We start from the raw sequence: 14,511 nt of genomic DNA on the forward strand, positions 1-14,511 counted from the left end.
AAGCTTGTCCAACGCCAAAGGTTGTCTTATCAATCAGCTACGGGCAACATAGCGACGTGTTTTCACCTGTAACCTGGCCTGCATGAGCATAAATCGAATTCCTGTCAATTTCAGCGACCGTCGTCGCCGCGCCACCGATCAGTTTGTTCGTCGCGTGGTAACGGCCTGTGGCGTGGGAATTTTGCTGCTGATGCTGCTACTTTTCTTCTGGCTCATTTGGGTCGTGTTACCGCTTTTCAGCGCGCCCGGCATGCAAGCCACCACCAATCTGCAACTTTGGGATAAAGCCCCGGTGCTGGCGATGGGCACGGATGGCCATCTTGGCTGGCGTATCAGCCGCGATGAAGCACGCTTTATTCCGCTTGATGGACAGCCCGCGGGGCAGGCGTTGCCATTGCCCGGCAAACCCGATGCGGCGGTATACAGCAGTAACAGCAGCAGCGTGTTACTCAATATGCAGGGTGAACTGCTGCTGATGCAACCGCTGATCCATGGAAATCATGGTGAGTGGTACTTCCCGTTTGGCGACCGTCCATTGAGCCTGAAGCAAGGACCGGTCACTCAGATGGCGTTGGCTTCCCTGAGCGACCATCAATGGCGCATTGCCGCACAAACGCCGGCGGGCATCAGCGTGATGACGCTGGAAAATCAGCAAACGGTTAATCAGACTTTACTCCCGCAGCAGCAAGCTGAACATCTACTGCTGTCACCTGATGGTTCACTGCTGTATGCCAGCGAAGGGCGTCTGCTGCGCGTGTGGCAAATCACCGCCGAGGGCGCGGAACTCCGTGAAACGCAGACACTCAATCAGCGACCGCAAAGCCTGCATATCCTGACGGGCGGGCGCACGCTGCTGATTCAGGATGCGCAGGGCGTACAGCAGTGGTTTGCGATTGCGGGTGATAAAGGGCCACGTCTGCAACAGATTCATACCTTTGCCCGTAGCGAGGATGCGCTAAGCATCGTGCCTGAACCGCAGCGCCGCGTGTTCGCCACTTTCAATGCCGCTGGAGAGATCAAGCTGTTTGCCAGTAAACAGCAGGGACCGATTCTCACACGCCAACTGGCGCCGGGTATCCAGTCACTGGCATTTTCACCGCGCGGTGATGCACTGATTGTTGAACGTGATGGGCAGTGGCAGCAGTTTGCGCTGGATAATCCGTGGCCAGATTTTACCTGGCGCAATTTGTGGCAGAAAATCTGGTACGAGAACTATCCGCAGCCCGATTATGTGTGGCAATCCACGGCTGCGGGCGACAGCTATCAGGCTAAATTTAGCTTAATCCCGATGGTGGTTGGCACTTTGAAAGCCGCCGCGCTGGCGCTGCTGTTTGCCACGCCACTGGCACTGGCAGCGGCGATGTATACCGCATGGTTTATGTCGCCGGGATTACGGCGCTGGGTTAAACCGGGCATTGAAATGATGGGCGCACTACCGAGTGTGGTGATTGGGCTGATTGCGGGCGTATGGCTGGCTCCACATATCAGTACCGCGCTGGTGGGAGTGCTGCTGTTGCCACTGGTGCTCGCGGTCACGCTGTTATTGTGTGGGGTGCTCAGTCCTTACCTGCCACTCAGCTGGCGTCGTCCAGGATTTGAAGTGATTTTGCTGTTGCCGGTGTTGCTGGCCGTGACGTTGCTGACATTGTGGCTGCCGACGCAGCTGTGGCCCAACATGGGTGAGCACCTGGCACATTATGAGCAGCGTAATCTGTTGGTGGCGGCATTAGCGATGGGCTTTGCCCTGGTCCCCTTAATTTTTACCCTGTCAGAGGATGCGCTGTTTAGCGTGCCAGGGGCGTTAGGGCAAGGTTCGCTGGCTTTAGGTGCAACACCGTGGCAAACCCTGACACGCGTCGTGCTGCCAGGCGCCTCGGCGGGGATATTTGCGGCATTAATGATTGGTTTTGGTCGGGCCGTGGTGAAACCATGATCGTGCTGATGGCCACAGGTAACACGCCCGTCAGTGAGGGTGGGCTGTTTGCCGGGTTGCGTGCGCTCTCGGCGAACATCGCGATTGAAATGCCGGAAGCGGCAGCGGGCAGCGCGCATTACCGCATCTTGTTCCTGAGTGCGCTGCTATTACTGATGTTTACCCTGGTGATTAACACCGTAGCGGAGCTGATTCGTCAGCGCTTACGGCAGCGTTACAGCCAGCATGAGGGTCAGGGATGAAAGCGATGCGTCAAAATGACCGCTGGCGCTGGCTGACAGCCGGGGCGGTGGCGGTGTGCCTGCTGGCCTTCACATTGCTCATCGGCTTGTTGGGCTGGCAGGGCGTGCGCGCCTTCTGGCCGCAGCCGGTTGATCAATATCTGTTCCAGCCACCGGAAGGGGCCGCGGTGATGGTGCTGGGTGAAACGCTGCACAAACAGCCGCAGGGTGAGCAGTGGCGCTACGTGGTGAAAACCGGCAACCGTGATTTTGCGGCACCGGATTTCCGCGTGCTCTACAGCCAAGGTTCAGCAAAAACCCGCCGACCAGCCGATGCAATCGTGTTGCAGCGACGCAGTGGTGGCAACGCTTACGGCTGGCTCATCGAACTGCGGGAAGATAACGAAGTGTTGACCGCCCGCGACCGTGATGCCCTGCTTCATCAACGTTTGTTGCAGGTACACGAGACGTTGCGGCAGGCGAGCCATATTCGCCGCGTGAAAATGGCGCGCCTTAACGCTCAACTAGAAAGTTTGCAGCAGCAAGCCGATGAGCAGCAGCACCGTGGCACTTTTACCCTGCAGGAACAATCGGAATTTGATGCCAACAGTGTGGCGTTACAGCGCAGCTTTAGTGCGCTGGCGCAGCAATTGACGCATCTGCAGCACGAGAGCCAGCGCGATACCTTGGTGCTGCGCGATGTACAGGGCCAGGATCACATCATTCCGCTGGCGCAGGTGGTCGATGCCTGGTACCCCAATGCGATGTCATGGAGTCAGAAAACTCGTCACTTTTTCAGTCAGATCTGGCAATTCGTGAGCGACTCACCGATATCAGGCGGCGGCGAGAGCGGTGCCTTCCCGGCTATATTTGGTACGGTATTGATGGTGCTGCTGATGTCGATCATCGTCATGCCGCTGGGCGTGATCGCCGCCGTTTGGCTGCATGAATACGCAGGCCGCAATGCATTAACGCGATTAGTCCGTATTGCGGTGGTAAACCTCGCTGGCGTGCCCTCGATTGTGTATGGCGTATTTGGTTTGGGCTTTTTTGTCTGGTTGATTGGCGGCACCCTCGACCAGCTATTTTTCTCACGCTCACTGCCCAATCCGACCTTTGGCACGCCAGGTCTACTCTGGGCGGCATTGACGCTGGCGCTGCTCACGCTGCCAGTGGTGATTGTGGCGACGGAAGAGGGCTTGTCGCGTATTCCGGATAATCTGCGCCAGGGGTCTTTGGCTCTCGGCGCGACCCAAGCGGAAACGCTGTGGCGTGTGGTATTACCGCTGGCGGTGCCAGCGATGCTGACCGGTCTGATTTTGGCGGTAGCGCGCGCGGCGGGTGAAACCGCACCGCTGATGCTGGTGGGTGTGGTGAAGATGGCACCTGAGCTTCCGGTCGATGCGGTGTTCCCGTACCTGCATCTGGACCGCAAATTTATGCACCTCGGCTTTCAGATTTACGATTTGGCTTTCCAGAGTCCCAATATCGACGCTGACCGACCGCTGGTTTACGCTACCGCATTACTGCTGGTGGTGATTATCCTGTCGCTTAATTTGCTGGCCATGGCACTACGCCATCGTCTGCGTGAGCGTTACCGGCTTATGACGCATTAAAAGGTTTATAGATGACGCCCGATTACGACATCGCATTGACCGTTAACCAGCTTTCGTTGTGGTACGGCGAGCGCCAGGCGCTGAACAGTATTGATTTGCAGATCCCTAAAAATCGCATTACCGCGCTGATCGGTCCCTCTGGCTGTGGGAAATCAACGCTGCTGCGCTGCTTTAATCGCATGAATGATGTGATTGATCGCTGCCGTATTGAGGGGGAGATCCTGCTCGATCAACATGCGGTGATGCAGGAAAATCAGGATCTGCCCGCGCTGCGTCGCCGTATTGGCATGGTGTTTCAGCGACCCAATCCGTTCCCAAAATCCATTTATGAAAATGTGGTGTATGGCCTGCGTCTGCAAGGTGTGCGCGACCGCCGGGTGCTGAATGAAGCCTGCGAGCGTGCATTGCGGGCCGCAGCATTGTGGAGCGAAGTGAAAGATCAGCTGGCACAGAATGCGTTGACGCTCTCTAGCGGCCAGCAGCAGCGCTTAGTGATTGCGCGAGCCATCGCCATTGAACCGGAAGTGTTGTTGCTGGATGAGCCGACATCGGCGCTGGATCCGATTTCAACGTTGGTTATCGAAGAGTTGATGACTACGCTGAAGCAGCATTTCACCTTAGTGTTGGTGACGCACAACATGCAGCAGGCGGCACGCGTGTCCGACTACACGGCGTTTATGCATAATGGCCAACTGGTGGAGTTCGACGAAACTGATCGGATATTCACCTCACCTAGAGCGCGAAAAACCGAGGATTACATTACGGGTAGGTTTGGGTAATTTTGCGATTTAAAGCGGCGTAATTTCTGCATGCAATAAAAAAACAGCGTGATAAATCGCGTAATGCCGCTCACTTAAGCCAATCAGTGCGTATTTAAGCCGGTACGCATGAATGCGTACCCTACGAAAACCGCACCGAACAATGTTGGGCCGTAATTAACCACACCTAGCAATGTAGGGTTGCCATTGACTGCACCGAACAATGTAGAGTTGCCATTAACTGCACCTAACAATGTAGGGTCGCCATTAATGCGACCGAAACGCACTTAAGTAACAAGCATTACACGATAAATCGCGACGTTACGCTGGTCAGTCGTGCGCGTAACCGGCAGGCGGCAGCGCTTGCCCATCCAGCCAGGCCTTGCCTTCACGCATCTGCAAACGTCCATCGACAAACCAGCTGATCACCAGCGGATAGATCGCATGCTCCTGATGCTGCACACGTGCCGTGATTTCTGCTTCATCATCTTCAGCAAATACCGGCACACGTGCCTGTAGAATCACCGGTCCACCATCCAGCTCATCGGTGACAAAGTGCACCGATGTACCGTGCTCTTCATCGCCATTTTCGAGTGCCTGACGATGGGTATGCAGTCCGGGGTATTTCGGCAACAGCGACGGATGAATATTCACCAAGCGGTCGTGATAGTGCGCGACAAAAGCTTGGCTGAGAATGCGCATATAACCGGCCAGCACCACCAGGTCCGGCGCATAAGCGTCGATTTCCTGCATTAGCTGGCGATCAAAGGCATCACGGTCGGCGAAATCACTGGCGGCGAGCGCATGGGTGGGCACATTCGCTTCCTGCGCACGCGTCAAACCAAACGCTGAGGCCTTATTACTGAAAACGGCAGCGAGGCTGCCGTTGATACGCCCGCTTGCGCAGGCGTCAAGGATGGACTGAAGATTGCTACCGTTGCCGGAGATCAGTACAACCAGTTTTTTCATGAATTAATAACCACTCGCTCTTCAGCGTCAGAGGCTTTAATCACACCGATTTTCCACGCTTGCTCGCCAGCGTCGGTCATCAGCTGTACCGCTTTATCGGCATCTGCCGGGCTCAGCGCGATGATCATGCCCACGCCGCAGTTAAAGGTACGGTACATTTCGTGACGGCTGACGTTGCCTGCCTGCTGCAACCAAGTGAACACAGACGGCCACTGCCAGCTCTTCTCGTCAATTACCGCCTGAGTATTGTCTGGCAGCACGCGTGGGATATTTTCCCAGAAGCCGCCACCGGTCAGGTGAGAAATCGCGTGCACATCCACCTGTTCGATCAGGCTAAGGATGTTTTTCACGTAGATGCGGGTCGGTGCCAGCAGGTGATCGGCCAGTGGTTTGTCATCCAGCTGTTTGGTTTCTGGGTCAGTCTGGCTGACTTCCAGAATTTTACGCACCAGAGAATAACCGTTCGAATGTGGGCCGCTTGAGCCCAGTGCGATCAGCACGTCGCCGTCTTGCACTTTCGAACCGTCAATAATTTCTGATTTTTCTACCACGCCAACACAGAAGCCGGCCACGTCGTAATCTTCGCCGTGATACATGCCTGGCATCTCTGCGGTTTCACCGCCCACCAGTGCACAACCTGACTGCAAGCAACCTTCGGCGATGCCGGTAATCACGGCAGATGCGGTGTCCACATCCAGTTTGCCGGTCGCGTAGTAGTCGAGGAAGAACAGCGGCTCAGCGCCTTGCACAATCAGGTCGTTTACACACATCGCAACCAGATCGATGCCGATACTGTCATGACGTTTGAGATCCATCGCCAGACGCAGCTTGGTGCCGACGCCATCGGTTCCGGAGACCAGCACAGGCTCGCGGTATTTCTGCGGCAGCGCACAGAGCGCGCCAAAGCCACCCAGTCCACCCATCACTTCCGGGCGGCGAGTTTTCTTTACTACGCCTTTAATACGGTCAACCAGATCGTTACCAGCATCGATATCAACACCGGCGTCTTTGTAGCTGAGAGAGGTTTTGTCGGTCACTGCGGAATCCCCACGCGAATTGCGGTTGGTGGCAAAAATTAAGCGCGCTAATTCTATCAGTGCAGGCAAACGTTTGCGAGTGCCATCTCACGCCGCTTTGCACAGCGCTGGTTTTTCGCCAATCCTTATGATTACGCGGATTGCGCTAAGCCATTGACCAATGACAAGTGGCGCAGCGGCAAAAAGGCGGTATAATCCGGCGATTTTTTTTTAGCTCAACTCAATTCCGGGAGAACAATCATGAAGATCGTGGAAGTCAAACACCCGCTGGTCAAACATAAACTGGGCCTGATGCGTGAGCATGATATCAGCACCAAACGCTTCCGCGAGCTGGCCTCGGAAGTCGGCAGCCTGCTGACTTATGAAGCCACCGCCGATCTGGCCACTGAGCGCGTCACCATCGAAGGCTGGAATGGCCCGGTCGACGTCGACCAAATCAAAGGCAAAAAAATCACCGTGGTGCCGATCCTGCGTGCGGGCCTCGGCATGATGGAAGGCGTGCTGGAACACGTTCCAAGCGCGCGTATCAGCGTGGTGGGTGTCTACCGTGATGAAGAGACGCTGGAGCCAGTACCGTACTTCCAGAAGCTGGTGTCTAACATCGAAGAGCGCCTGGCGCTGGTGGTTGACCCGATGCTGGCCACCGGTGGTTCGATGATCGCCACCATCGACCTGCTGAAAAAAGCCGGCTGCAACAGCATTAAAGTGCTGGTGCTGGTAGCCGCGCCAGAAGGTATTGCGGCGTTGGAAAAAGCGCATCCAGACGTTGAACTCTACACCGCGTCAATCGATCAGGGATTGAACGAGAAGGGCTATATCATTCCAGGTCTCGGCGATGCCGGCGATAAGATCTTCGGAACGAAATAAATAAAGCATCAAGCCGGCCAGAGAGTCGGCTTTTTTTTGGCAAAAAATAAAACATAACTCAAGGGGATATCAATGACTCGTCGCGCGATCGGGGTAGACGAACGTCCACCGCTGCTGCAAACCATTCCACTCAGCCTGCAACACCTGTTCGCCATGTTTGGTGCCACGGTGCTGGTGCCGATTCTGTTCCACATCAACCCGGCCACCGTTCTGCTGTTCAACGGCGTCGGCACGTTGCTGTATCTGTTTATCTGCAAAGGCAAAATTCCGGCGTATTTAGGATCGAGCTTTGCCTTTATTTCACCGGTGCTGCTGCTATTACCGCTGGGTTATGAAGTGGCGCTGGGCGGCTTTATTCTGTGTGGTTTCCTGTTCTGTGTGGTGGCGCTGATTGTGAAAAAAGCCGGCACTGGCTGGCTTGACGTGATGTTCCCACCCGCCGCGATGGGTGCGATTGTCGCGGTGATCGGTCTGGAACTGGCAGGTGTTGCCGCGAATATGGCGGGCTTGCTGCCTGCAGATGGCACCTCGGCTGACAGCAAAACCATTATCATCTCAATGGTGACGCTGGCTGTCACCGTGTTTGGTTCGGTGCTGTTCCGTGGTTTTCTCGCCATCATCCCGATTCTGATCGGTGTACTGGTGGGCTATGCACTCTCTACCTTCATGGGAATCGTCAACTGGCAGTCCGTTGCTGATGCGCCATGGTTTGCGCTGCCCACCTTCTACACGCCACGCTTCGAATGGGCGGCGATGTTGACGATCTTGCCAGCCGCTTTGGTCGTGATCGCTGAGCACGTTGGCCACTTAGTTGTCACCGCCAATATCGTGAAAAAAGATCTGATTCGCGACCCGGGTCTGCATCGCTCTATGTTCGCCAACGGTTTATCCACCATGATCTCCGGCTTCTTCGGTTCAACTCCGAACACCACCTACGGCGAAAACATCGGCGTGATGGCGATCACTCGCGTATACAGCACCTGGGTGATTGGCGGGGCGGCGATCTTCGCGATTCTGCTCTCTTGCGTAGGTAAACTGGCAGCCGCGATTCAAGCGATCCCGGTGCCGGTGATGGGCGGAGTTTCCTTGCTGCTGTACGGCGTGATTGGTGCTTCCGGTATTCGTGTACTGATTGAATCCAAAGTGGATTACAACAAAGCGCAGAACCTGATCCTGACCTCCGTGATCCTGATCATTGGCGTGAGCGGCGCGAAAGTACACATCGGTGCTGCAGAGCTGAAAGGCATGGCGCTGGCGACCATCGTGGGCGTGGCCTTGGCACTGATTTTCCGCGTAATCAACCTATTACGCCCGGAAGAGGTGGTGCTGGATGCGGAAGAGAAGCGCGAAGCCTAATGCGCTTAGCCGGGCAGGGAAGCCTGGTTCATCTCTTGCAAAGATCATGATAAACTTGCGCCGTTTTCTGCCTGCTCATCCGTTGAGGTACTTCTGAACACGCCGGCACAGCTATCACTGCCACTCTATTTACCCGATGATGAAACCTTTGCCAGTTTCTGGCCGGGGGAAAATCCGTCTCTGTTGGCGGCGCTGCAAGGCGCACTCTCTCAGCAACACGGCAGCTATCTCTATTTTTGGTCACGCGAAGGCGGCGGCCGTAGTCACTTACTGCATGCAGCTTGTGCTGAGATGTCAGCCCGCGGTGAAGCGGTGGGTTATGTGCCGTTGGATAAACGCACCTGGTTTGTGCCAGAAGTGTTGGACGGTATGGAGAACCTGGCACTGGTCTGCATTGATAACATTGAATGCATTGCCGGTGATGCCGAGTGGGAGATGGCGATCTTTGATCTCTACAACCGCATTCTGGAAATCGGCAAAACGCGTCTGCTGATCACCGGCGATCGTCCACCGCGTCAGCTCAATCTTGGCCTGCCGGACCTGGCTTCCCGTCTCGACTGGGGGCAGATTTATCGTTTGCAGCCACTGTCAGATGAAGACAAACTCCAGGCGATGCAAATGCGGGCAGGACTGCGTGGTTTTGAGCTACCGGAAGATGTCGGGCGCTTCCTGCTGAAACGCCTCGACCGCGAAATGCGCACGCTGTTTGATACTCTGGATAGACTCGATCGCGCCTCAATTAGTGCACAGCGCAAACTCACCATTCCCTTCGTCAAAGAAGCGCTGGGGCTTTAAATAATCTCCAGCACCGCTTCCGGTGGACGTCCAATCCGCGCGTTATCTCCGTTGATCACGATCGGCCGCTCGATCAGTTTTGGGTGCTCGGCCATGGCTTGTAACAGTTGATCTTCACTCAGTTGGCTGTCTGCCAACTTCAATTCCTTATACAAATCCTCTTTGCGTCGCATCAGATCGCGTGCGCTACTTAATCCCAGTTTATTCAACAGCGTTTTGAGCGTCTGAACGTCAGGTGGCGAATCAAGATACAGTACTACATCTGGCTCGATGCCCTTTTCCTGTAATAACGCCAAGGTTTCTCGGCTCTTACTGCAACGCGGGTTGTGATAAATGCTCACCATCGTTTATCCCTTCTGATACTGACGGAAACGCTTCTGCAATTCCCGGAACTGGTCGATGCGCGCATCATAACGCGCCTGTTTCAAACTGCCGAGCGGCACCTGTGCACTGGCACTGCTCAGGGTGGTGATCGCCTGGTCAAGTTGGCCATTGAGCGCTAAGCCTTCAGCGCGTGCCGACAACTCTTCGTCACGCAGCCCTTGCGCCGCAGAGGCTTGTGCCAGTAAATCCCACGCATTGACATCATCCGGGTGCGCGAAGGTATAGCGATTCAGAATGCGCGTGGCGTTGGCAGGTTGCTTGGCTTCCACATAGGCGTTAGCGAGGTTAAGTTGTAACACTGGATGGGTGGTGCTGCCTTTGGCGCTGGTCAGCATGGCGATCGCCTGCTGTGGCTGATTCAGGCCGATATCGATGTCAGTCATAATATCCAGTAGCCAGACGTTATCCGGCTGCTTTGCCAGCATCGGCGCAATGATTTTTTTGGCATTGTCGAAGCTTTTCGCCTGCAAAAACTGCACGGCTTTACCGTATTGGGATGCCATCTGCTCGCGAGAATTCCCCTTGGCATACTCATTAAGCAATTCATCAGTAAGCTGGTTACGGCCTGTCGCATACATCCCCAATGAACGAACTTTCGCCATGTAAAACCCTTCCGATGATTGAACCACCACAGGGCGCATTTGGTTGGCGCGGTTTCGTGCATCGGCCAGGCGGCTATCGGGAAGCGGGTGGGTCAGCAAAATCTCAGGGGGCTTAGAGGAGAAACGGCTCTGGTCGGCCAACTTTTGCAGGAAGTTAGGCATCGCTTGGGGATCGAAACCGGCGCGTTGCAACACCTGAATACCAATGCGATCGGCTTCCTGTTCGTTGGCTTGGGTAAAGCTGATCATTCCCTGTTGAGTACCTGCCAGCGTGCCCGTCAGCGCGGCCATACCGACTTGCGGATTGGCAATCGCCAGCAGGATGGAACCCAATGCGCCGACCCACGTCAGCGGCGCATTACGCTTCTGCTCTTCCATCGCACGCGCCAGATGGCGTTGGGTGACGTGGGAAATTTCGTGCGCCATGACCGAGGCCAGTTGGCTTTCATTATCGGTATAGCGAAACAGCGACGAGTGCAGTACCACATTGCCACCAAAGAAGGCGAAGGCATTCAACTCATCGTTCTGAATTAAAAAGAAATGAAACGGGGTGCGTACCGAGTTGGCGTGTGCGACTAAGCGCTGGCCCAGTTCATTAATGTATTGATTTAACAATGGATCGTTAATCAATGGGGCGCTGGCACGCAGCTGGCGAACATAGAAATCGCCTATCTGCAGTTCCTGATTAATGGACAGCGTCGAACCTGCAGTCGTGCCTATATCGGGCAAATTATCACTCACATCAGCGCGCACCGAGAGCGCGGGTGTCAGCAGCAGCGTAGGAATTAGGGCCGCCAGCACAGATCTCTTCAACCGGTTTAACATGCCTGAATCCTGTAAAAGTCACCTGCAATTGGACAGGTAAGTCGTTCAAATGTTCTGCGCGTACTTTCCCTTTGCGCAGCGCTACTATCTTAACCAGCATGCCGTAACAAGCAAATGAAGAAGCAACCAACGGCTAAAATGAAAAAACAGTGACAGCCATGTCAGATTGCAGCAAAAAATTGAATACCCCGTGCAGAGCAGGTGAGCGCTTTACGAGGAATAAATTTAAAGTTACGTAAAGTTGCTCAAAATTATTGAATTTGGCATGAACTTTTCCAGGTTTACTCTGAAAAACAGCAGTGTAATGGCTTTAGCAGGGGCTTTCGTCCATCAATGATTTTAATTGTGACGTTTTAATATCAAGCTGATGTTTTAGTTAATTCTGGTCATGTTTTCAGCAGAAATACGTCACTAAACTTAATTTAAATTAACTTTTTTGCAGCCAACCATTTATTGAGTCCCGATTTCACCTCAATAAAATGCATTATTCAATTAGCCTGACTAATTATTTTTTCTGCAATAAAACGCCTAAAAAGCCAATAAGTACAAAACTTTTGCGCCGCCCACGCTGTGGTATAGATAAAGCACTTTATTCAAACGGACTGTGAATTAACGCGCAGTGCATGCCGGAGAGTTTTTATGCGTTCTGCTGTCTCTTACGCCCTGATAGCGATTGTGGGTGGATTTGTCGGTGCCACCGTCAGTAAAAGTGATGATATTTACCAACGCGTGATGAGCCATTTTTCTGCTGAACCCACTGACCCGGACGGTTTCTGGAGTACGCCTGCGATTGAGGGTTATGGGAAAATTCATTACGAACCTGACGCCGCATTTAAGCCGGTTGTCGGTCTGAGTAATAAGGTTGTATTTCAGATCACCAAAAGCGAAGGGGATATGAGACGCCCCAATCTGGGATTAGAGCGCGTCGCGCGCGTGGTCAATCTTTATATCGCTTCAGGTGTACCGGCTGACCAGCTGCACTTTGTGGTGTCAGTCACCGGGGATGCCACGCCAGCGATGTTGGACAACGCCCATTTCCAGCAATTTTATAAGGTCGATAATCCCAACCTGGCCGTCATTAGCGAGATGAATAAGCTGGGTGTCAAAGTCTCGGTATGCGATCAGTCGGTAGCCTTCCACCACTTCCCGAAAGAGTGGATCGATCAATCGGTCATTCATGCGTTATCCAGCCCGACCACCGTGTCGACGCTGGAAAATCAGGGGTATGCCTTCCTGCAAATGTAATTCGGCTTCCAGTCTACTATCGAGGAAAAGTGAAATGCGTCCAGCATCCTATATTGTTATCGCTGCACTGGCAGGCTTCGTTGGCGGTAATGTATTACAGCTTCCAGAGTTGGTGGACAAAGTCAGCAGCAAGTTTGCTGACAACAAAACCGAACCCGCGGATTTCTGGAGCACGCCTGCTATCGCGGGTTACGGCAAAATCCATTTCGTGAATACGCCGGATTACAACCCCGCGAACACGCCTGGTCTCAGCAACAAGATTGTGTTCCAGATTAACCGTACGGAAGGCGATGTCCGCCAACCCAATCTGGGTTTGGAACGTGTCGCGCGTGTCACTAACCTTTATTACGCGGCGGGCGTCCCACTCAATCAACTGAACTTTGTGGTCTCAATTAACAGCGACGCAGTACCTGCTGCGCTTAACAACGATCAATTCCGCAAAGCTTATGGCACGGATAACCCGAACCTGAAATTGATCGATGAGCTGAAACAGGCGGGTGTGAAAGTGACGATTTGCGATCAATCAGTGGCTTTCCATCAGCTGCAACGTGACTGGATCGACACCCGAGTGACTCATACCCTCTCGAGCGGCACCACCGTCGCTTCGCTGCAAAACGAAGGCTATGCCTTCCTGATGTTGTAATCCTTGCCCGACAGCAGTTCGCGCTGCTGTCATCTTTCCTTCATCTTTCCGCGATGTTGCTGTCACAGTTCGCCGCTAATTTAAGCGCCAATGAGATCGATCTCATTGACGGTTCACGAGGCGAATATGTCCGATTTAATCAGTGTGGCAAAGCTGGCTGGCGTATCACGCGCTACCGCCGCACGTGCATTTTCTGATCCCCATCTGCTGCGCCCCGACACGCTGGAAAAAGTGTTGGCCGCCTCAGAGCAGCTCGGTTTTCGCCCCAACCATATTGCGCGTCAGTTACGCACCCAAAGCTCTACCACGTTGGGGGTGTTACTGCCTTCGCTGCTGAACCCGATTTTCTCGCGCCAGTTACAGGCCATGGAGCGCCAAGCACGCGCGGCGGGTTACGGTTTGCTGGTGGCAACCAGTGATTATCAACCCGAGCGTGAAGCGGCGATCGTTGAACATATGCTGCGGCAGCGGGTGGCCGGTCTGGTGCTGACCGTGGCGGATGCGGATAACAGCGCCGTATTGAACACGCTGCATGACGCCAACATGCCGTTTGTATTGGCGCACAACGTCCCTCAACAGAGTCACTGGCCTGCGATCTGCGTGGACAACCGTCAGGCAATGCAGGAAGCCACGGCGCATTTATTGGCTCTCGGTCATCGACACATCGGTATGGTCGCTGGGCCGATGTTGCAATCGGATCGCGCGCGTCTGCGTTATCAGGGTTACTGCGATGCCATGAACAGCGCCGGACTGCACGCGCTGCCGGTGATTGAAATGACCAGCCACACGCATTCTGATTTTTCCCTGCTGCAACCACAGTTGCAGGGTGACGCGCCGCTTACCGCGGTGATTTGTACCAACGATTTGCTCGCCATCAGCCTGATAGGCGCGGCAGCACGTGCCAGTGTGCGCGTTCCGCAGCAACTGTCGGTGATGGGCTTTGATGGCATCGATATTGGCGAGCAGATTGCGCCGTCGCTGGCGAGCGTCTCGCAGCCAGCCGACATGCTCGGTGCCTGTGCGATAGACATGCTGTTACAACAAGCCAGCCGCGGTACTCGCGTACTGGCCCATCGGTTGCGGATCGGCGAAAGCATCGCTGCTCCTTCGATTAACTAAAATCATGCCCAAAATAATTCGAGCTGCAGGAAGGCGGCAAGTGTAGTTAGACCGGGAGCTTATATCAGTAAGTGACTGGGCTAAATACACGTAGCCAACGCACCTGTAGCTTGAAGTATGACGGGCATTGCCAACACCAGG

General features: G+C 54.4%; 12 protein-coding genes and 1 pseudogene. 9 read left to right on the top strand and 4 right to left on the bottom strand.

Annotated elements, in window-relative coordinates; genetic code table 11:
• Nucleotides 1–82 precede the first annotated feature (82 nt).
• The 3 genes and pseudogenes from HA51_RS19085 to pstB all read left to right on the top strand — a co-directional run bounded on the left by HA51_RS19085 (nt 83) and on the right by pstB (nt 4,549).
• A pseudogene (locus HA51_RS19085) lies at nt 83–2,175 on the top strand (ABC transporter permease subunit).
• Nucleotides 2,172–3,770 carry a phosphate ABC transporter permease PstA gene (pstA, locus tag HA51_RS19090; protein ID WP_084936169.1) on the top strand — a complete coding sequence of 533 codons (1,599 nt, stop codon included), beginning with the start codon at nt 2,172–2,174 and terminating at the stop codon, nt 3,768–3,770. The pseudogene HA51_RS19085 and the gene pstA overlap by 4 nt, the downstream one beginning before the upstream one ends.
• 11 nt (nt 3,771–3,781) lie before the next feature.
• Nucleotides 3,782–4,549 carry a phosphate ABC transporter ATP-binding protein PstB gene (gene pstB, locus HA51_RS19095; protein ID WP_084936170.1) on the top strand — a complete coding sequence of 256 codons (768 nt, stop codon included), beginning with the start codon at nt 3,782–3,784 and terminating at the stop codon, nt 4,547–4,549.
• Nucleotides 4,550–4,858: 309 nt separating this feature from the next.
• On the opposite strand, the gene purN is transcribed toward pstB, so the two are convergent.
• A complete protein-coding gene (gene purN / locus HA51_RS19100) occupies nt 4,859–5,497 on the bottom strand; it encodes a phosphoribosylglycinamide formyltransferase (protein ID WP_084936171.1) in 639 nt (212 codons plus the stop codon).
• Nucleotides 5,494–6,534 carry a phosphoribosylformylglycinamidine cyclo-ligase gene (gene purM / locus HA51_RS19105; RefSeq protein ID WP_084936213.1) on the bottom strand — a complete coding sequence of 347 codons (1,041 nt, stop codon included), beginning with the start codon at nt 6,532–6,534 and terminating at the stop codon, nt 5,494–5,496. The genes purN and purM overlap by 4 nt, the downstream gene beginning before the upstream one ends.
• A gap of 240 nt (nt 6,535–6,774) precedes the next feature.
• Between purM and upp the strand changes: the two genes are divergently transcribed.
• From upp to hda, 3 genes are all read left to right on the top strand, one after another.
• Entirely contained in the window at nt 6,775–7,401 is a 627-nt protein-coding gene (upp, locus tag HA51_RS19110; RefSeq protein ID WP_034825735.1) for a uracil phosphoribosyltransferase, read from the top strand.
• A gap of 72 nt (nt 7,402–7,473) precedes the next feature.
• Nucleotides 7,474–8,757, top strand: a complete 1,284-nt coding sequence (gene uraA, locus HA51_RS19115) for a uracil permease (RefSeq protein WP_084936172.1) — start codon at nt 7,474–7,476, stop codon at nt 8,755–8,757.
• Between the two features lie 93 nt (nt 8,758–8,850).
• On the top strand, nt 8,851–9,552 hold the full coding sequence (hda, locus tag HA51_RS19120) for a DnaA inactivator Hda (RefSeq protein WP_202403671.1): 702 nt from the start codon (nt 8,851–8,853) through the stop codon (nt 9,550–9,552).
• Here the strand turns inward: hda and arsC are convergent.
• Together arsC and bepA are read right to left on the bottom strand one after the other, a co-directional pair.
• Nucleotides 9,549–9,896 (bottom strand): arsenate reductase (glutaredoxin), encoded by a 348-nt coding sequence (gene arsC, locus HA51_RS19125; RefSeq protein WP_084936174.1) that lies wholly within the window; start codon nt 9,894–9,896, stop codon nt 9,549–9,551. The two genes, hda and arsC, sit on opposite strands and share 4 nt — an antisense overlap.
• A 3-nt stretch (nt 9,897–9,899) precedes the next feature.
• On the bottom strand, nt 9,900–11,363 hold the full coding sequence (gene bepA / locus HA51_RS19130; RefSeq protein ID WP_084936175.1) for a beta-barrel assembly-enhancing protease: 1,464 nt from the start codon (nt 11,361–11,363) through the stop codon (nt 9,900–9,902).
• A gap of 639 nt (nt 11,364–12,002) precedes the next feature.
• On the opposite strand from bepA, the gene HA51_RS19135 reads away from it, so the two are divergent.
• The 3 genes from HA51_RS19135 to HA51_RS19145 all read left to right on the top strand — a co-directional run bounded on the left by HA51_RS19135 (nt 12,003) and on the right by HA51_RS19145 (nt 14,370).
• Nucleotides 12,003–12,608 (top strand): DsrE family protein, encoded by a 606-nt coding sequence (locus HA51_RS19135; RefSeq protein WP_084936176.1) that lies wholly within the window; start codon nt 12,003–12,005, stop codon nt 12,606–12,608.
• 34 nt (nt 12,609–12,642) lie between these two features.
• Nucleotides 12,643–13,251: a DsrE family protein gene (locus HA51_RS19140; protein ID WP_084936177.1), complete on the top strand. Its 609-nt coding sequence runs from the start codon at nt 12,643–12,645 to the stop codon at nt 13,249–13,251.
• Between the two features lie 126 nt (nt 13,252–13,377).
• Complete coding sequence (locus HA51_RS19145) at nt 13,378–14,370, top strand: substrate-binding domain-containing protein (RefSeq protein WP_084936178.1); 993 nt, start codon at nt 13,378–13,380, stop codon at nt 14,368–14,370.
• Nucleotides 14,371–14,511: the final 141 nt, after the last annotated feature.

It is taken from the genome of Pantoea rwandensis (genome assembly GCF_002095475.1).
In the GTDB taxonomy this organism is placed as follows: Bacteria; Pseudomonadota; Gammaproteobacteria; order Enterobacterales; family Enterobacteriaceae; genus Pantoea; species Pantoea rwandensis.